General features: G+C 70.7%; 15 protein-coding genes. 8 read left to right on the top strand and 7 right to left on the bottom strand.

The features are described 5' to 3' along the window. The first annotated feature begins 3 nt into the window (after positions 1-3). Positions 4-303 carry a YciI family protein gene (locus ACHFIV_RS10820; RefSeq protein ID WP_398966171.1) on the top strand — a complete coding sequence of 100 codons (300 nt, stop codon included), beginning with the start codon at positions 4-6 and terminating at the stop codon, positions 301-303. A 47-nt stretch (positions 304-350) separates the two neighbouring features. On the opposite strand, the gene ACHFIV_RS10815 is transcribed toward ACHFIV_RS10820, so the two are convergent. After that, entirely contained in the window at positions 351-956 is a 606-nt protein-coding gene (locus ACHFIV_RS10815) for a sugar O-acetyltransferase (RefSeq protein WP_398966169.1), read from the bottom strand. A 139-nt stretch (positions 957-1,095) separates the two neighbouring features. After that, the gene (locus ACHFIV_RS10810) at positions 1,096-2,181 is read right to left on the bottom strand and encodes an oxidoreductase (RefSeq protein ID WP_398966167.1); all 1,086 of its coding nucleotides are present in this window, start codon (positions 2,179-2,181) and stop codon (positions 1,096-1,098) included. A 182-nt stretch (positions 2,182-2,363) separates the two neighbouring features. On the opposite strand from ACHFIV_RS10810, the gene ssgD reads away from it, so the two are divergent. From ssgD to ACHFIV_RS10795, 3 genes are all read left to right on the top strand, one after another. Then, positions 2,364-2,780, top strand: coding sequence for a spore wall synthesis regulator SsgD (gene ssgD / locus ACHFIV_RS10805; RefSeq protein WP_398966165.1), 417 nt, complete (start codon positions 2,364-2,366; stop codon positions 2,778-2,780). Positions 2,781-3,061: 281 nt separating this feature from the next. Then, on the top strand, positions 3,062-4,708 hold the full coding sequence (locus tag ACHFIV_RS10800; RefSeq protein ID WP_398966163.1) for an ABC-F family ATP-binding cassette domain-containing protein: 1,647 nt from the start codon (positions 3,062-3,064) through the stop codon (positions 4,706-4,708). 155 nt (positions 4,709-4,863) lie between these two features. Further along, positions 4,864-5,841, top strand: a complete 978-nt coding sequence (locus tag ACHFIV_RS10795; protein WP_398966160.1) for an acyl-ACP desaturase — start codon at positions 4,864-4,866, stop codon at positions 5,839-5,841. A 267-nt stretch (positions 5,842-6,108) separates the two neighbouring features. On the opposite strand, the gene ACHFIV_RS10790 is transcribed toward ACHFIV_RS10795, so the two are convergent. Then, positions 6,109-6,360, bottom strand: coding sequence for a WhiB family transcriptional regulator (locus ACHFIV_RS10790; RefSeq protein WP_398966158.1), 252 nt, complete (start codon positions 6,358-6,360; stop codon positions 6,109-6,111). A gap of 101 nt (positions 6,361-6,461) precedes the next feature. Continuing rightward, entirely contained in the window at positions 6,462-7,256 is a 795-nt protein-coding gene (locus ACHFIV_RS10785) for a VOC family protein (protein ID WP_398966155.1), read from the bottom strand. Between the two features lie 208 nt (positions 7,257-7,464). On the opposite strand from ACHFIV_RS10785, the gene ACHFIV_RS10780 reads away from it, so the two are divergent. Beyond that, positions 7,465-9,645, top strand: coding sequence for a DEAD/DEAH box helicase (locus ACHFIV_RS10780; RefSeq protein WP_398966152.1), 2,181 nt, complete (start codon positions 7,465-7,467; stop codon positions 9,643-9,645). A 12-nt stretch (positions 9,646-9,657) separates the two neighbouring features. Here the strand turns inward: ACHFIV_RS10780 and ACHFIV_RS10775 are convergent, their stop codons facing one another. Continuing rightward, the gene (locus tag ACHFIV_RS10775; protein WP_398966149.1) at positions 9,658-10,647 is read right to left on the bottom strand and encodes a multicopper oxidase domain-containing protein; all 990 of its coding nucleotides are present in this window, start codon (positions 10,645-10,647) and stop codon (positions 9,658-9,660) included. Between the two features lie 231 nt (positions 10,648-10,878). Between ACHFIV_RS10775 and ACHFIV_RS10770 the strand changes: the two genes are divergently transcribed. Further along, complete coding sequence (locus ACHFIV_RS10770) at positions 10,879-13,377, top strand: ThuA domain-containing protein (protein ID WP_398966146.1); 2,499 nt, start codon at positions 10,879-10,881, stop codon at positions 13,375-13,377. After that, positions 13,374-15,614: an OmpL47-type beta-barrel domain-containing protein gene (locus tag ACHFIV_RS10765; protein ID WP_398966143.1), complete on the top strand. Its 2,241-nt coding sequence runs from the start codon at positions 13,374-13,376 to the stop codon at positions 15,612-15,614. The genes ACHFIV_RS10770 and ACHFIV_RS10765 overlap by 4 nt, the downstream gene beginning before the upstream one ends. A 15-nt stretch (positions 15,615-15,629) precedes the next feature. Here ACHFIV_RS10765 and ACHFIV_RS10760 read toward each other — a convergent pair whose 3' ends face one another. Together ACHFIV_RS10760 and ligD are read right to left on the bottom strand one after the other, a co-directional pair. Next, a complete protein-coding gene (locus ACHFIV_RS10760) occupies positions 15,630-16,709 on the bottom strand; it encodes an ABC transporter permease (RefSeq protein WP_398966141.1) in 1,080 nt (359 codons plus the stop codon). Further along, positions 16,706-17,713, bottom strand: coding sequence for a non-homologous end-joining DNA ligase (ligD, locus tag ACHFIV_RS10755; RefSeq protein ID WP_398966335.1), 1,008 nt, complete (start codon positions 17,711-17,713; stop codon positions 16,706-16,708). Before ligD ends, ACHFIV_RS10760 begins: the two co-directional genes overlap by 4 nt. Positions 17,714-17,807: 94 nt before the next feature. On the opposite strand from ligD, the gene ACHFIV_RS10750 reads away from it, so the two are divergent. Next, positions 17,808-18,869 (top strand): ATP-dependent DNA ligase, encoded by a 1,062-nt coding sequence (locus ACHFIV_RS10750; protein ID WP_398966139.1) that lies wholly within the window; start codon positions 17,808-17,810, stop codon positions 18,867-18,869. Position 18,870: the final 1 nt, after the last annotated feature.

The raw sequence follows: 18,870 nt of genomic DNA, 5'->3' as shown, positions 1-18,870 counted from the left end.
GTCATGTTCGTACTCGAGTTGACCTACACCGCACCGGTCGAGCGCGTCGACGCCCTCATGGCGGAGCACGTCGCCTGGCTGGACGAGCGGTACGCGGCAGGGGTGTTCATCGCTTCCGGGCGCAAGAACCCGCGCGACGGCGGTGTGATCCTCGCCGTGGGCGACGACCGCGCCGAGATCGAGCGGATCGCGGCCTCGGACCCCTTCGCCTCGCACGGGGTGTGCGCCTACCGGATCACGGAGTTCCTGGCGACGAAGACCTCGGACGCGCTCGCGCCGTACCGGCAGCAGCTGCCCGGCTAGGGCGTGGTGCGCCCCTGCCCCGTCCCGCCCACCGCGACACCGGTTCCTCAGGGGGTGTCCGCGCGTGCGGTGAGGTCCTCGTCCGTGATGGACCGGATCACCCGGCAGGGCGTGCCCAGCGCGACGGTCATCGGAGGAATGCTGCGGCTGACGACGCTGCCGGCTCCGATGACCGACCCGTACCCGATCCGGACGCCGGGCAGGATCACCGCGTTGCTGCCGATCCACACCTTGTCCTCGATGACGATCGGTTCGGAGAACCGTCCGAAGTCGGCGCGACGCGAGGGATGCACGGGATGGCCCGTCGTGGTCAGCGTCACGCTGGGAGCGATCATGACGTCGTCGCCTATGCGGATGTCCACGTCGTCGACGAACGTGAGGTTGACGTTCCCGAAGAAGTCGTCGCCTATGTGGACGTTGCTGCCGAACGCGGCGTGGAACGGCGACAGCAGCACCGCGCGTTCGCCGACCGAGCCGAAGATCCCGGCCAGCAGCGACCGGCGCCTCTCCGTCAGGGCCGGGGACGTCCGGTTGTACTCGAAGACCTGCTCCGTACGACGCCGGGGGGCCAGGAAGGCCGCTTCCGTCTCGTTGTAGACGAGCCCTTCGGCGATCCGGGCCAGAACTGCTTCCTCGTCGTGCGCGTCCGTCACAGCGGTACGGTCCCTTCGTCCGGTTCACCGGGCTCGGCCCGGCGCGCGCACCCGGAGTCCGGGTGCGCCACGAGGAGAGCGTGCCCCGTGGGCCCGTCACGGGGCGAACGGATATCACCTGCCGGCCGGCCATGGGCAGCTAGCGCAGCCGGGCGACCCGGCCCTTCTCGCCGGCGGCCCAGCAGCCGCCGCCCGGTGCGCAGTCGACCGTGTCGTACGAGCCGGTGTCGACGGTCCGCCAGGTCCGCCCTCCGTCGCGGGTGACATCGGTGCCGGCCGGGCCCACGGCGAGCGCCGACCACCGGCTGTGCGGCAGCCAGGCGACGCCGGACCGGTAGGAGGGCGGTGGTGCGGCCGCGGTCCGCCAGCTCCGGCCGCCGTTCCCGGTGACGGACGCGGCGTCGGGCGACGCCTGGTCCGCCCGGTAGTCGCCGCCGACCGCGATCCCGTGCGTCCGGTCCCGGAAGGCGACACCGAACACACCTCGCGCCGGGTCTCCGGCCGGGATCCGCGAGCCCGCCTCCGTCCAGGTCAGGCCGCGGTCCCCGGAGTGCAGCACCCGGGCCGCCGCCGCGCCGCCGGTGGCGAGCCAGACGTCTCTCGCGCCCGTGCTGACGAGGCACTGGCCGCTCGCGGCGAACCCGGCCTCGCCGGGCTGCGCCGCGGGCATCCCCGCGTCGGGCAGCACCCGCCACTCGCGCCCGCCGTCCGAGGTCGACAGGATGCGGAACTTTCCGTCCACCGGATCGCTCACCGCCAGGCCGTGACGGCTGTCGAAGAAGGTCAGGCAGTCGTAGAAGGCCCGGTCGTCGGTGTTGCGGAAGGACTCGGTCCAGGTCGTACCACCGTCCTCGGTGCGGAAGACGCGGGACGCCTCACCCTCGCCGATGGCCAGAGCGACCGCGCGCCGCCGGTCGAAGGCCTCGATGTCGCGCAGTTCTAGCCCGGCGGCTCCGGCCGGCGAGACGTCCCGCCAGTGGCGCCCGCCGTCCGTGGTGCGCAGCACCGTACCTCCGGAGCCCGCGACCCAGGCGTCGTCGCGGCCGACGGCCGCGAGCCCACGGAAGCGCGCCTCCGTGCCCGTCGCGGTGAGCGCCCACACCGGCTCACCGGACCCACGTCCTTCCGGCCTGGCCTGCGCCGACGGCGCTGCCAGCGCGGTGGTCACCGCCGCGCCGCACAGTGCCGACGCCCACAGCCTTCTCGTCTTCCGCATGGCCCTCATGGCGCTGGAAGCTAACCCACCGGCGGACGGGCGTCCAGGGTGCCCCGCGCGAATCGGGGCAGTTGACGGAAGGGGGCGCGGCGGTGACGCAGCTCACGCCGTCCGCCAGTGCACGGATGGAGGCGTTCCGTCGTCTACTCCAATGCCGGGAACCGTTCGTCCGAGGCGAGAGGGAGCAGGTCTTGTCCAGCGTTATCGAGCAGTACGTGCAGGCCCGTATGGTCGCGTCCGCACCGCGTATGGAGACCCTGCCGGCCACTCTGCACTACGACCGCAGGGACCCCTTCGCCGTCCGCATGGCCTTCCCCGCACCCGCCACCCTCGAAGGCACCGAGGTCTCCTGGGAGTTCTCCCGCGAGCTCCTCGCCACGGGCATGGACGCGCCGGCCGGCGTCGGTGACGTCCGGGTGCGGCCTTTCGGGTACGACCGCACGGTGCTGGAGTTCCACGCGGCCGAGGGCATCGCGATGGTCCATGTCCGGACGTCCGAGCTGCGCCGGTTCCTGAAGCGGGCGCAGGAACTCGTCCCGGTGGGCGACGAGTACCGCTTCCTGGACGTGGACGGTGATCTGGGCGACCTGCTGGGCGGGGCGTCCTGAGAGGGACCCGCTGAGGGGACTCCCCCGGCAGCCGTCCCCCTGGGAGGGGACGGCCTCGAAGGTCTCCCGAGCTCAGCAGGACGGCCGGAATTCGGTTGCGTGGCGGCGGGGCCCGCTCGTACCGTCACCGGTGTCCCTGTCGTCGTCGGATCGGAGAAGGACGTTGCTCCACATCTGAGGTGTCCGCACACCGCGCCGCGTGCCCTGACACGCGTGCCGCTGCGTGACCCCAGTTGTCCGAGCCGTTCTCCGTGATCCCTCGACGCATCCGGGAGGCCCTTGTGCCCGCGACCACCACACACATCCTCTGTTCCTCCCTCTCCTTCGCCTGGCCCGACGGGCGTGAGGTCTTCGACGGCTTCCAACTGGCCGTGGGCCCGGGCCGGACCGGACTCATCGGTCTCAACGGCTGCGGCAAGTCGACGCTGTTGCGGCTGGCCGCCGGGGAACTCACCCCGTCCGCCGGACACATCCGAACGACGGGCGACATCGGCTACCTCCCCCAGGACCTCGTGCTGGACACCGCTCTCCGGGTGGACGAGGCACTGGGTGTGGCCACGACGCGGGCGGCACTCCACGCCATCGAGGCGGGCGACACCGGCGAGGAGCACTTCGCCGCGGTCGGGGACGACTGGGACGTCGAGGAACGCGCCCGCGCCGTGCTCGACGAGATGGGTCTGACCGGTGTCGGCCTGGACCGGACCGTCGGCGAGCTGTCCGGGGGCGAGTGCGTGCTGCTGCGACTGGCCGCGCTGCTGCTCGCCCGGCCCTCCGTGCTCCTGCTGGACGAGCCGACCAACAACCTCGATCTGTACGCCCGCGGTCGCCTGTACGACGCCGTCGACGCCTGGACGGGTGTGCTGGTGGTGGTCAGTCACGACCGGGAGCTGCTGGAGCGCGTCGACCGGATCGCGGACCTGCGCGACGGCGCGGTCTCCTGGTACGGCGGCGGTCTGTCGGCGTACCAGGCGGCGCTGGCGGTGGAGCAGGAGGCGGCCGGACGGATGGTGCGGGTCGCGGAGGCCGACGTGAGGCGGCAGAGGCGCGAACTGGCCGACGCCCACGTCAAGCTGTCCCGGCGCAAACGGTACGGGCAGAAGATGTGGGACACCAAGCGCGAGCCGAAGGCCGTGATGGGCCAGCGTAAGCAGACCGCCCAGGAGTCGGCCGGCAAGCACCGCATCATGCACACCGAACGGCTGGCGGACGCGCGGGAACGTCTCGACGAGGCGGTCGAGGCGGTACGGGACGACGAGGCGATCCGGATCGTGCTGCCGGACACCCAGGTGCATCCGGGGCGCGGCGTTCTGGTACTCCGCGATCTCGAACTCGTCCACGGGGCGCGGGTGCGGGGTGAGTGGGATCTGCGCGGCCCTGAGCGGATCGCGCTGACCGGCCGCAACGGCGCGGGGAAGACGACACTGCTGCGCACGATCGCCGGCGAGCTGGATCCGCTGTCGGGTGAGGCGACGGCCCAGGTTCCGGTGGGCTACCTCCCGCAGCGTCTCGACGTCCTCGACGACACGTTGTCCCTGGTTCGCAACGTGGCCCGCGTGGCGCCCGGCGTCACGGAGAACGGCATCCGGGCGAGACTGGCGCACTTCCTCTTCAAGGGCGCGCGTGCGGACCGGCCGGCCGGCGAGCTCTCGGGCGGCGAGCGCCTCCGCGCCGCTCTGGCTGCGCTGCTTCTGACCGAGCCGGCCCCCCGGCTCCTGATGCTGGACGAGCCGACGAACAGCCTCGACCTGTCCGGCGTGCGCCGCCTGACGTCGGCCCTGGAGGCGTACCGGGGAGCCATGATCGTGGCGAGCCACGACGTGCCGTTCCTGAAGTCGCTGGGGATCACCCGGTGGCTGCTGCTGGACGGGGAAGGGCTGCATGACATCGCCCCGGGGCAACTGCCGGGCAACGAGAGTGACGACACCTGACTTGCCGCCTCCGTTTGCACCGTTGACCTGCGCGGATAACGCCGAGTGAGCACGCGCCGCGAGGGCCGGGCTTGGCTACGCCCTTACTGCCGCTTTAACCTACGGTCACGTAACCTACGAAGCCGTAGGTAATTCTCCCGTCCCCAGGAGCACTCGTGACGATCACCTCTCCCCATCTCGGCAGTTCGAAGGCGTGGACCGACGCCCAACTGCTGTACGCGCTGGAAGAGGTGGTGGAGAAGGAACTCAACCGCCATCTCAAGGTCGCCAAGGACTGGATGCCCCACGAGTACGTGCCGTTCTCCGACGGCCGCAACTTCCCCGGCCTCTTCGAGGACGGGGAGGCCTGGGAGACCAGCCAGTCCAAGGTCACCGACATCGGGCGCATCGCCCTCGTCGTGAACCTGCTGACCGAGGACAACCTCCCCAGCTACCACCACGAGATCGCCTCGCTCTTCGGCCGCGACGGTGCCTGGGGCACCTGGGTGCACCGCTGGACCGCGGAGGAGGGCAGGCACGGCATCGTGATGCGCGACTACCTGCTCACCTCGCGCGCCGTGGACCCGGACCAGCTGGAGCAGTTCCGCATGGCGCACATGGCGGAGGGCTTCGAGTCCGACAACCGCCACTCGATGCTGCACTCCGTGGCGTACGTCGCGTTCCAGGAACTCGCGACCCGCGTCTCGCACCGCAACACCGGACACCAGTCGGGCGACCCCGTCTGCGACCGGATGCTGGCCCGGATCGCGACCGACGAGAACCTGCACATGGTCTTCTACCGCAACCTGCTGGGTGCCGCCTTCGACCTCGCCCCCGACCTCACGATGCAGTCGGTGCGCGACGTCGTCGTGAACTTCCGGATGCCCGGACACGGCATGCCCGGTTTCGAGCGCGCCGCCGCGCAGATGGCCATCGGCGAGATCTACAACATGCGCATCCACCACGACGACGTGATCCAGCCCGTTCTGCGGTACCTGAAGGTCCTCGACATCGACGGCCTCGGCCCGGAGGGTCTCAAGGCCCAGGAGGAGCTCGGGCTGTACATGAGCGGCCTGGACAGCGAGGCGTCGAAGTTCGACGAGAAACTGGCCGCCCGCAAGGCCCGCATGGCCGCCCGGGCCGCCCAGGGCTGATCCGGCCGGACCGCTGGACGGCCTCGGGATCCGCTCCCCGACCCGTCGGACCGGGGCGGCGCACGGGTTGTGCGTGCGTCGCCTCCGTACGTCAGGCCCCGCGCCCCGGAGTTTCACGGGACGTACTCCGTGCCGGTGGGACCTGCGACGTCCTCGGTGAGGCCGTCCGGGTGCCGTGACGGGACCGCGTCGCGTACCTGTGGGGGGCCGGCCGCCGCGCCACCCGCCGGAGCCGTCCCCCGGGACGGGCCTCACGGGTGCACCCGTTCAGCGCCGCTCGGACCCGCCTCTGCGCAGCCGGTCCCGCTCCTTCTCCGAGAGCCCGCCCCAGACCCCGAAGCGTTCGTCGTGGGTGAGTGCGTACTCCAGGCAGGCCACCCGGCCCTCGCAGGCGTTGCACAGCTGCTTGGCCTCGCGGGTGGAGCTGCCCGGCGCCGGGAAGAAGAACTCGGGCCCGGCCTGCGCGCACAGTGCGGTCTCCTGCCAGGCGAGCTCGTCGGTCATGGTGTTGATCGGCATGCTGCACACGGTGCCCGGTCGCGATAAACAACTGATCAACGATGTTTCAACAGACGGGCGGGCCGGGGGTTCCGCCCTCCGGCCCGGCCCTGCCCCGCAGCTCAGCCCCGCGGCATCGGCGCGGGCTTGATCACTGCGAAGGCCGCTCCCGCCGGGTCCGCGCAGGTGGCCACCCTGCCGACCTCCGGAACATCCGTGGCGCCCACGGTCACCCGGCCGCCCAGCCGCTCCACGGCGGACACCACGGCGTCGGCGTCGTCCGTGGCGAAGTAGGGCAGCCAGTGCGGCCCCGCCGCGGCCTCGCTGGGCACCTGGCCGAGGGGGACCAGTCCCCCGAAGGCGGAGAGGTCGTCACCGCCCGCGGGGCGCACGACCGTGTAGCTGCCGCTGGGGAAGTCCATGTCGTCGGTCTGCCATCCGAAGACCGTGTGGAAGAAGGCGGCCGCCACGGGAACGTCCGGGGTGTAGAGCTCGGACCAGACCAGCGATCCGGATTCCATGATCATGCCGAGGCCGGGGTTCGTCCCGGGCTGCCAGACGCCGAAGTACGCGCCCGTGCTGTCGGTGAAGCCGCCCATGCGCCCGTAGTCCAGCACGTCCATCGGGGCGAAGGCGGCGGTGCCGCCGGCCTTCTCGACCGTCCGTGCGGTGGCGTCTGCGTCGGGGGTCTGGAAGTAGACCGACCACGCGGGCTTCCCCTGGTCCTCCGGCACGGTCATCACGCCCGCGACCGTCCTGCCTCGCAGCTGGTACGTCCCGTAACCACCGGTCTCGGGGCCGCCGGGCACCAGGTCCCAGCCGAAGAGGCCGTGGTAGAAGGCGGTGGCCGCTTCGATGTCGGGGGTGCCGAGGTCGATCCAGTTGGGGGCGCCGGTGACGAAGACTGGGTCGGGCATGGTGTGCTCCTTCAGCGAGGCCCGTGCTCTCGCTCGTGTCGTCGGAGATGGGGATGCCGCGTCCTCCCGAGTCTTGCACCAGCCACCGACAAGCGCAGTTCGCGCCGTGCCGTGCGGGCCGGCACGGACACCGTGGGACGATGGAGCCGGTCATGACGGGCCCGCTGCGGCGACGGCGGACCGCGGCGGCGGGAACAGAAGGACGTACATGAGTCAGGCCGGACCGACGGGCGGGGTGCCCACGGGAAGAGCCGCGCGTCAGCTGCTGGAGAGCGCCCAGGCGCTGGCGGGGACGGCGCGCGCGGTACTGGACGATCACCGCGGCGCCGTCGGAGCCGCGCGCGCCGCGCTCAGCCCCCTTCTTGACTTTCAGGTGGACCTCGGCCTCGCCTCCATCCCCGTCTCCCGGCTGTCCGAGGTCACGGAGGGCCGGCTGCGGCTCGGCGCGCTGGAACGGGCCGGATACGTGACGGTCGGCCGGGTCCACGCGGCGGGGCGCTACGAGCTCCGCCAGATCCCCGGTGTCGGTGCGCAGACGGCGGACCAGGCGCTGGCCGCCGCCCGGCAGATCGCCCACGCGGTGCGGGACACGGTCACCGTGCGGATAGACGTGGACGCGCGGGACACGGCCACGACGGCTCTGCTCGTCGCCCTGCACCGGCTGGTGGAGGGCGGCCCCGACGTACGCAGGGCGGTCGACGCCGCCCTGCGTCTGACCACCGAGCTGGAACCGCTGCTCGCGGCGGCCTCGCCGGCGCGGAGCCGGCTGCGGATGCTGTTCGCGGGCCGGTCGGCCGGCGCCCGGGCGTCGGCCGCCGTGGACTCCCTGCGAGCGGTGGTGCGGGACGCTGCGTCTCGCGACCTGCGCACCCTGTTCGGGCAGGTGTCCGTCGACCTGCTCCGCGGCCCCGCGTCGGAGGCGGAGGCCTGGGTCGATTTCGGACTGCGGTCCGCCGAGTACTACAGCCTGCTCGCCGAGCTCTCCGGCAGCGGACCGGACCGGGACGCGGCCGAGGGGTTCCTGCCTGCCGGGATCGCGGACCGGGTCCGTGAGCTGCGGCTCGACGACACGTGTCTGCGGGTCTCGTTGCGCGGCTACCAGTCCTTCGGCGCGCGCTTCGCGCTCGCCCAGAAGCGGGTGATCCTCGGGGACGAGATGGGGCTCGGCAAGACCGTGCAGGCCATCGCGGCGCTGGCTCATCTGGCGGCCGGGGGCGAGACCCACTTCCTGGTGGTGTGCCCGGCGAGTGTCCTGATCAACTGGCGGCGGGAGATCGCCTGCCGTTCGACCCTGCGGGCCGTGCCGGTGCACGGCCCGGAGCGACGGGAGGCATTCGGCGAATGGCGGGAGCGGGGCGGGGTGGCCCTGACCACCTTCGACGCGCTGCACGCGCTGCCCGAGGGCCCCGAGTGCGGGATCAGGCCGGGCATGGTGGTGGTCGACGAGGCCCACTTCGTGAAGAACCCCGGGACGCGCCGCTCCCGGGCCGTGAGCGGGTGGACGCGGCACACCGACAGGGTCCTGTTCCTGACCGGTACACCGATGGAGAACCGGGTCGAGGAGTTCCGGAGCCTGATGCACCAGCTCCGGCCCGGGTCGGCGCCTCTCGTCTCCTCCACACACGGCGTCGCCGGCTCGCACGCGTTCCGCAGGGCCGTCGCCCCCGCGTACCTGCGCCGGAACCAGGACGACGTGCTGGGGGAGCTCCCCGCCCTCGTGCAGGCCGACGAGTGGGAGGAGTTCTCACCCGCGGACCTCGAGGCCTACCGTGAGGCGGTCGGCTCGGGGCACTTCATGCGGATGCGCCGCGCCGCGTACGCCCGCCCCGAGACGTCCGCGAAGCTCAACCGGCTGCGCGAGCTCGTCTCGGAGGCCGAGGACAACGGTCTCAAGGTCGTGGTGTTCTCCTACTTCCGCGAGGTGCTCTCAACCGTCCAGGAGGCGCTGGGCGAGGGGGTGTTCGGCCCGGTCTCCGGGAGGGTTCCGGCCGCTCGACGCCAGGAGCTGGTCGACTCCTTCGGCTCCGTGGACGGGCACGCGGTGCTGCTGAGCCAGATACAGGCGGGCGGTGTCGGCCTCAACATCCAGGCCGCGTCGGTCGTCATCCTCTGCGAACCGCAGATCAAGCCGACGATGGAGCACCAGGCCGTGGCAAGGGCGCACCGCATGGGGCAGATACGGACCGTGCGGGTCCACCGGCTGCTCGCCGCGGACAGCGTGGACCAGCGGATGCTGGACATCCTCGCCCGCAAGGACCGGCTGTTCGACGCGTACGCACGGCGCAGCGACGTCGCCGAGTCGACGCCCGACGCCGTCGACGTGTCGGACGGGGACCTGGCCCGGCGCATCGTCGAGGAGGAGCAACTGCGGCTCGCCGCCGAGGTGTGACGGGCACGGGTCTCAGTGCTCGTGCTTCCTGGCCGCGCCCGCAGCGTGGTGTGGCGGGTCGTAGCCCGGTACGGTGCCGTCCGCCTTGGCGACGAGCAGGAGGCCGGCCATCCCCATGTCGGAGTGGCTCTGGACGTGACAGTGGTACATCCACGCCCCGGCGCCCACGTGTTCGCCCGCGATGATCTGGAACCCGAAGGAGTCGGCGGGCCCGCAGATCTTCGTGTCCACCACGCGGCTGGGGTCGTCGGGGCCGGTGAGCAGCCCCGTCCGGTTGTCCGCCCAGCGGTGCCCGTGGATGTGGAAGGTGTGGTAGTACTCGCCGTGCGTGATCATCACGACCTCGAGCCGGTCGCCCACGGTGGCCTCGAAGTCCGGGCTCTTGTCCGCCGGTTTGTTGTTGATCGTCATGTCGTTGAAGACGATCGTGATCGTCTTGTCCGGCAGGACGTCTCCCTTGCGGCGCACGACGAGTGGACCGTACAGCCCCTTGCGGATGCCGCCCGTTCCGTGGTCGGTGCCGACCACGTGGTCGTGGTAGTGCCAGTAGCCGGCGCTCCCGGCCTGCCAGGTGCCGTCCTTGCGGCGGCCGGGTGCGTGGGTACGCCAGGTGTACGTACGGGTGCCGCCGGGTTCGACATGACTGCGGTTCATGCGCGTGCCATCGCTCGCGATGTCGTAGTCGACCCCGTGGACATGGAGGCTGGCGTCGACGTCGGTGGTGTTCTCGAATTCGATGTGCAGCGTGTCGCCCTCGGTGATCTCGATCAGCGGTCCGGGAACGGACGCCTTGCCCTTCTCGAAGCCGTATCCCAGCTGACCGTTTGCCAGCTTCTCCGCGTACAGCCTGAGATGGCGGACGGCTCCGCCTGCGGGGGCCGTCCTCACCGGGTTCTCCGCGGAGGTGGCCTGCACCGCACCGAGTGACATCGATGTCACGCCGGTGGCGGCCGCCACTCCCCCGCCCACCAGCATCCGGCGGTTGAAGGTCCTTCGGTCCATGTCGAACTCCCCACTGCGAGAAGGAAACTGACGCGCTGCCCCCCGGACGGCCCACACGGTAGCCGGGGGCCGTTGGTTTATCCACACTCAGGACAAAGTTCGTTCGATTGCTGCCATACCTATTGGCGAGTCACGAAAAGAGGTCTAGCTTCGTGCGCTGTCGCAGTGACCACACAGGTGCGGTGACGAGAGAAGTGACCACAGAGGTGACCAAGAGGGGTGGGTGACCACATGCAGCGCACACCACATCACAGGTCCAGATCGCGCCGCGGTGTCGCGGCGGCCGTGGCAGCGGGTGCTCTGACCGCGTCCCTGCTGGGAGGCAACGCGGCCACCGCCAGCCCGTATCCGGACCCAGGGCTGAAGGAACGGATGGCGACAACGTTGTCCCTTCCCTCGCCACCGGGCGGTTCCGACGTCAAGGTGCTCGTGTTCCACGCTTCGGCGGGCGAGGAGCCGCCGACGGTGGACGCGGGTATCGCGGCCATCGAGAAGATCGGACTCAGCGGCCCGGAGGCCGGACGCTTCAGGACCGTGGCCACCGACGACGCCGGGGTCTTCACCAACGGCAGGAGACTCGGCACGTTCAACGCGGTCGTCTTCCTGACCGGCGGCGGCGATGTGCTGGACCCGGAGCAGGAGGCCGGTCTCGAGGCGTACATGGAAGCCGGCGGCGGCTTCCTGGGCATCCACGACGCGGCGCGCACCGAACCCTACTCCGACTGGTTCACCGGTCTGGTCGGCGCCCGTCCGGCGGCGGACGGTCCGACGGGCGTGCAGCGCGCCACCGTGGAGATCGGCGACCGTCAGCACCCGGCGACCAAGAACCTCCCGCTGGAGTGGAAGCGCCCGGACAAGTGGCTGAACTGGAAGGACAGTCCGTCCGGGGACGTGCACACCGTGGCCCGCGTCCGCGAGCTCACCTACACCCCCGGGAAGAGCGCCAACGGCTGGGACCACCCCGTCTCCTGGTGCCGTGACTACGACGGCGGACGCTCCTTCTACACCGCCATGGGCGGTACGGCAGGCAGCTTCGCGGAGACCGACTTCCGCGACCACCTGCGTGGCGCGCTGGCCTGGACGAGCCGGCTGTCGCAGGCCGACTGCAAGGCCACCATCGACACCAACTACACGGCCGAACGGCTCACCCGGCCCAATCAGCCCGGGCAGAACGACCAGATCGGCGAACCGCACGGTCTGGTGACCGCGAAGGACGGGCGGGTCTTCTACATCGGGCGCGGCGGCGCGGACAGCAGCGTGCCGGTGGTCACCGACTGGAAGGACCCGGACGTCGGCAAGGGCGAGGGCGAGATCCACGTCTACGACCCCGCCACCGAGAAGGTCACCCTCGCCGGCAAGCTGAGCGTCTTCGGCAACAAGGGCGGTGGCGACGAGCTGGTCAAGGTCGAGGAGGGCCTGCTCGGCATCGAGCTGGACCCTGACTTCGCCACCAACGGCTGGGTGTACCTGCACTACACGCCGCACGCGAAGATCGACCGTGACAAGCGGATGGCGGTGCGGCAGGTCTCGCGCTTCACCTTCGACCACGCCACGGACAAGCTGGACCTCGCGTCCGAGAAGGTGCTGCTGCACTGGCCTGTCCAGATCCACAGCTGCTGCCACGCGGGCGGCGGCATGGCCTGGGACTCGAAGGGCAACCTCTACATCGCCACCGGCGACAACAACTCCTCGGGCTTCAGCGACGGCTACTCGGGCAACAACCCGCAGCCGAACTACAAGGGTGTGTCGTTCGCGGACGCCCGGCGCACCGCGGGCAACACCAACAACCTCAACGGCAAGATCCTGCGGATCCACCCCGAGGACGACGGCACCTACACCCTGCCCGCCGGCAACCTCTTCACCGGCAAGGAGCCGGACGAGGGCGGTGGCAAGACCCGGGGTGAGATCTACGTGATGGGTGTGCGCAACCCGGCCCGCATCTCCGTCGACACGTCGACCGACACGCTGTACGCGGGCTGGGTCGGCCCGGACGCCGGTGCTCCGAGCACGACCTGGGGCCCCGCCAAGTACGACACGTTCGCGGCGATCACCCAGGCCGGAAACCACGGCTGGCCGTACTGCATGGGCAACAGGCAGCCCTACCGGGACCGGAACCTGCCCGACCCCACCAAGCCGCTCGGCTGGTACGACTGCGACGCGCCGAAGAACGAGTCGCCGAACAACGACGGCCTGGTCAACCTGCCGCCGGTGACCGGCAACACCATCTGGTACTCGCCCCAGGGCGGCGGCGTCGACTACCCGCGCGACGAGAACGGCGTCCCCAGCTACGAGGTGGAGGACCAGAAGGAGCTCCTGCCCTGGCTCAAGGGCGGCGGCCAGGCCACGATGAACGGCCCGGTCTACCGCTACGACGCGGCGAGCACGAGCGAGGCCAAGTGGCCGGCGTACTGGGACGGGAAGTGGTTCGTCGGCGACTTCTACGACGACACCCAGCCGCGTCACGCCGTCCTGACCGACCCCAGGACGGTCGGCAAGGGTGGCCTGCCCACGCACGCCGAGTCCCTGAAGAAGATCATTCCGGTCGGGGCGGACGGTATCCGCAACCTCATGGACTGGAAGTTCGCCCCGGACGGCTCGCTCTACGTCCTGGACTACGGGCGCGGCTTCTTCACCTCCGACTCCAAGTCCGCGCTGTGGCGCGTGACCTACAAGGGCGGCGGCCCGACCCCGGCCGCCGCAGACCTGGCCAGGAAGGCGGCAGCGCAGTGAGACACCCTTCACTCCTCGCGCGACGGCGGTACGGGCCCTCCCGGTGGTGGCTCGCCCTGCTCGGTTCGTTCCTGATGGTCCTCGGGCTGGCGTCGACCGCCGCCTACGGCCGCGACGACGACCGGACGGCGGCGGCGGCCGACCAGGTGCTCACCTGGACCGCCGGCGACCCCATCGACCACTACCTGACCGCACCCGAGACCGCGGTGGCCGGCGCCGCGACCATCGTCTTCGAGAACAGCGAGGCCACGGGCAACACGACGAGCATGCCGCACACGCTGACGTTCAGCGTGTCGGACCCCGAGTACAACAGCGACGTCCAGGTGAACATCCTGGCCAACCCCGGTGACAGTCAGGGTGGCAAGCACAGCGTCGAGGTCACCCTGACCCCCGGCAGGTACTTCTACCACTGCACGATCCCCGGTCACGGCTCCATGCAGGGCGTCCTGACCGTGACCGAGGACGGTGGCGGCGGTGACGACACCACCGCTCCCGAGACCTCGGCGACGGTGGACGGTGACAAGAACGCCGACGGCGCCTACATCGGCCAGGCCACCGTGACCGTGGCGGCGACCGACGCGGGATCCGGCGTCGACACCGTCGAGTACGCGATCGGCGCTGACGGCGCCTGGCAGCCGTACACCGCTCCCGTCGTGGTGGACGAGGTGGGTACACACACCGTCCGCTACCGCGCCACCGACAAGTCCGGCAACACGGCGGCCGAGAAGAAGACCGACTTCACCGTCGCCGCGCCGCCGACGGACGACAGCACGCCGCCGGAGACCTCGGCGACCGTGTCGGGTGAGAAGGACGGCGCGGGCGCGTACCTCGGCATGGCCACGGTCACGGTGACCGCGTCCGACACCGGGTCCGGTGTCAACAGCATCGAGTACGCGCTCGGCGCTGACGGCGCCTGGCAGCCGTACACCGCTCCCGTGATGGTGCACGAGGTGGGTACACACACCGTCCGCTACCGCGCCACCGACAAGTCCGGCAACACGGCGGCCGAGAAGAAGACCGACTTCACCGTCGTCGAACCGCCCTCGCAGGACAAGACGCCGCCGGTGACCTCCGTGGTGGTGACGGGTGACAAGAACTCGGACGGCGCGTTCATCACGAGCGCCGAGGCGACGGTCAGCGCGACCGACGCGGACTCGGGCGTGGCCAAGGTCGAGTACTCCCTCGACGGCGGGCCGTACCTCGCCTACTCCTCCCCCGTGATCGTGGACCGGGTCGGCCACCACACCTTCGCCCACCGGGCGACGGACAAGGCCGGCAACACGTCCGAGGCCAAGCAGTCCTCGTTCACCGTCGCGCGGAGCGGCGGAGTGCCGGCACCCAACTGTCCCGAGTTCGACGAGCGCCTCACCGTCATCGTCGGCACGGTCGACACGGGCGTTCCCAACCGGCTCACGCGCAACCGCTGCACGGTCAACGAGCTGATCGAGGACGAGAAGGACTGGTCGTCGCACGCGCTGTTCCTCAAGCACGTCGACGAGGTCCTGGACAAGCTGCTCGCCGACGGGGTCGTCGACGCCCGTGAGCACAGGAAGATCTACCGCGCGGCCAAGCAGTCCGGCATCGGGAAGCCGGGTCAGGACGAGGGCTACCGCAAGCTGTTCGACGGCACCGCCGAGTCCCTCGCCAAGTGGCAGCACGTCGGCGGCGGGCGGTTCGGGCTGAACGCGGAGGAGGGCTCGATCACCAGCTCCACCACCGTGGACGGCATGGGGATGCTGTGGTTCCCCGCCCGGCAGTACGGGGACTTCTCACTGAAGCTCCAGTGGCGCGACGACGCGCCCGCGGCGGGCAACGCCAACGGCGGTGTCTTCGTCCGGTTCCCCGACGTCCACGACCACCCGGAGGAGTCACGTCCGGAGTGGGTCGCCATCAAGTACGGTCATGAGATCCAGGTCAACGACCGTCCCGACGGCGACATGTACAAGACCGGGTCCGTCTACGGATTCGACCGGGTCGGCCTCGGCGGGGCCGGGGTCACGCCCAAGGGCACCTGGAACGACTACGAGATCAGGGTGGTGGACCAGCACTACTCGGTCTACCGCAACGGTGTCCTGATCAACGAGTTCGACAACGACGGCGGCCAGCTCTTCGAGCCGCCGCGGGGTGACGACCCGGGCACCGACGGGCGGCGGTACGCCTCCGGCTACATCGGGCTCCAGGTCCACGGCACCACCGACGTGATCTCGTACCGCGACATCCGCATCCAGGAGTTGTAGGGACGAGGCACACACTCAGGAGGCCGTGGCCGCATGCTCCGGTATGCGGCCACGGCCTCCCGGGTGCCGGTGGCGCCACACCCAGAAGACCGTGCACGAGACCAGCGACCAGGCCGCCAGCACCAGGAACGGGAAGGCGTACTGGTGCCCCTGGTAGTAGACCGCCGTGTGCTGGGCGTTGACCGAGGCACCCGGTGGCAGCCACCGCCCGATGTGGCCGAGCGCCGAGGGCAGCAGGGGCCAGGACACCGCGCCACCGGACGACGGATTGCCCAGCAGCACCATGAGCCCCCAGGTGGGCAGCATCGCCCAGCGCCCCATGATGGTGTTGAACATGGTGAACACCATGCCTGACGTGAACATCGTGAACGCCAGGATCAGCCAGGACTCGGCGAACGGCAGGTCGAGCGCGCCGAGCAGCCAGTCCACCACCGCGGCGATCGCGAAGCCGCCGAGGAGGGCGTAGGCGAGGGTGAAGCAGATCCGTTCGAGCGGGTTCAGCGCACGGGCGTGCACGCTGAGCTGGATCGCTCCGACGAATCCGATGATGACGGCGGCCAGTGAGATGTAGAAGAGCGCCAGTCCGCGGGGGTCGCCCTTCTGGAGCGGCTTGACGTCGGTGATCGTCACCCGGGACCCCGTGGCCTCGGCGACCTTCGCCCCGGTCTCGGCGAGCAGCTGGGCGACCGTGGCACCGGCGGCCCCGGCGATGTCCATGGCCACACCGCGCTCCGCCGGCCGCAGGGTCACGAAGACCTCCTGCTCCTCCATCGCCTGGCGAGCCTGCCCCCGGGTGGCGTACGGCCGCAGCTCCAGGGAGGCGTCGAGTGCCTCCTCCATCCCCGCGACGAACTCCTTGCCGGCCTTCTTCTGCACGTCGCCCACCACGGCGGCGGGGATATGACGCGGTGTCGGGTCGGCCATGGTGTAGGTGTAGGACCCGGCGAAGAGTCCGGCCGCGGCGGCGAGAATGAAGAGCAGGACGAACGCGGGGACGTACGGCGACTCCTTGTACGACCTCCACTTCTCCGCCCGGGTCGGGGGCCTGCCGTGCGCGCCGTGCGCGGGGTGCTCCGTCCCCTCGCCGGCACTCATGCGTCGCCGTCGTCGTGCCGGGCGCGACTGGGCTGCACGCGCTTGGGCTCGCCGGGCATCTTGGGGTACTCCGGCGGATAGGGCAGGTCTCCGAGCTTGTGCTCGTGCTCGTCCCGCCTCGCCAGCTCCAGCACCTCGTCCAGCCGGAAGGCGTGGTCGTCCATGTCGGCGTGCAGGTCCCCCACCTCGGCGTACCGCAGGGGCATGGTCCGGAGGTCGAAGTCGCGCGGCTCGGCATCGTCGATCTCCTCCCAGCGCAGCGGGGCGGAGACCGGCGCGTGCGGAAAGGGGCGCACGGAGTAGGCGGAGGCGATCGTCCGGTCGCGGGCCGTCTGGTTGTAGTCGACGAAGATCCGCTCGCCGCGTTCCTCCTTCCACCAGGCGGTGGTCACCCGGTCCGGCATCCTGCGCTCCAGTTCCCGCCCCACCGCGATCGCGGAGCGCCTGACCTGGGTGAACGTCCACTCCGGGACGAGGGGGACGAAGACGTGGATGCCGCGTCCGCCGGAGGTCTTGGGCCAGCCGCGCAGGCCGTGCTCGTCGAGGACCGAGCGCAGTTCGTGAGCGGCTCTCACCGCGTCCGCGTAGTCCGTACCGGGCTGCGGGTCGAGGTCGATCCGCAGCTCGTCGGGGTGGTCGGTGTCCGCCCTGCGCACCGGCCAGGGGTGGAAGGTCAGGGTGCCGAGATTGGCCGCCCACAGGACGGCCCCCAGCTCGGTGGGGCACATCTCGTCGGCGTGCCGGCCGCTGGGGAACTCGATCCGGGCGGTCGGTGTCCAGTCGGGGAGGTTCTTCGGCGCCCGCTTCTGGTAGAAGAAGTCGCCGTCGACCCCGTCGACGAAGCGCTGCAGGGTGGTGGGCCGCTCGCGCAGGGCGCGCAGGATCCCCGGCCCCACGGCCTGGAAGTAGTCGGCCACGTCCTTCTTCGTGTAGCCCTTCTCCGGGAAGTACACCTTGTCCGGATTGGACAGCCGTACGGCCCGCCCGTCCGCGTCCAGCTCCACCGCTGCTCCTGCTCCCATGTCGGACACCGTAGGCCTGGCCCACATATGCCGCATATCGGAAGACGCGCTGCGCGGGGTGAGCGAGAATCGGGTCATGGACCTGCCGGTGATGCCTCCTGTGAAACCGATGCTCGCCAAGTCCGTGTCCGCGATTCCTCCGGGGATGCAGTACGAGGCGAAGTGGGACGGGTTCCGGGCGATCGTGCACCGGGACGGTGACGAGGTGGTGATCGGCAGCCGTACGGGGAAGCCCCTCACCCGTTACTTCCCCGAGGTGGTCACCGCGGTGCGGGAGAACCTGCCGGCACGCTGTGTGATCGACGGTGAGATCGTCCTGCCGTTCGAGGGACGGCTGGACTTCGACCGGCTGAGCGAGCGCATCCATCCGGCCGATTCCCGGGTGCGGATGCTGGCCGAACAGACACCGGCGGGTCTCGTGGCCTTCGACATCCTTGCCCTGGACGACACCTCCCTGCTGGCCACCCCGCAGACCGGACGGCGCTCCGTCCTCGAGGAGTCCCTGGCCGGCGCCTCGGCGCCCGTCCATCTCGCCCCGTCCACCACGGACCCCGCCCTCGCCCGGGAGTGGTTCGAGCGCTACGAGGGTGCGGGACTCGACGGGGTGGTCGCGAAGCCGCTCGATCTGCCGTACCGGCCGGACGCCCGCGTCATGTACAAGATCAAGCACGAGCGGACGGCCGACTGTGTGGTGGCGGGCTACCGCTTCCACAAGAGCGGCCCGGTCGTCGGCTCGTTGCTGCTCGGTCTCCACGACGCCGGGGGCGCCCTCCAGCACGTGGGGGTGTGCGCGGCCTTCTCGATGAAGCGGCGGGCCGAACTCGTGGAGGAGCTGGACCCGTTGCGCATCGAACCGGCCGATCACCCGTGGGCCGCCTGGGCGGACGCGGCGGCACACGAGGGATCACGGCTTCCGGGCGCGCCGAGCCGCTGGTCGGGCAAGAAGGACCTGTCCTGGGTGGCGCTCGCTCCGGAGCGGGTCTGCGAGGTGGCGTACGACCACATGGAGGGTGACCGCTTCCGCCACACGACCCAGTTCCGGCGGTGGAGGCCGGACCGCACCCCGGACGGCTGCACCTATGCGCAGTTGGAGGAAGTGGTGCGGTACGACCTGTCCGAGGTGCTCGGGGCGGGCTGAC

Source organism: Streptomyces sp. ALB3 (assembly GCF_044385685.1).
In the GTDB taxonomy this organism is placed as follows: domain Bacteria; phylum Actinomycetota; class Actinomycetes; order Streptomycetales; family Streptomycetaceae; genus Streptomyces.
This window is presented reverse-complemented; position numbering and strand designations above follow the sequence as displayed.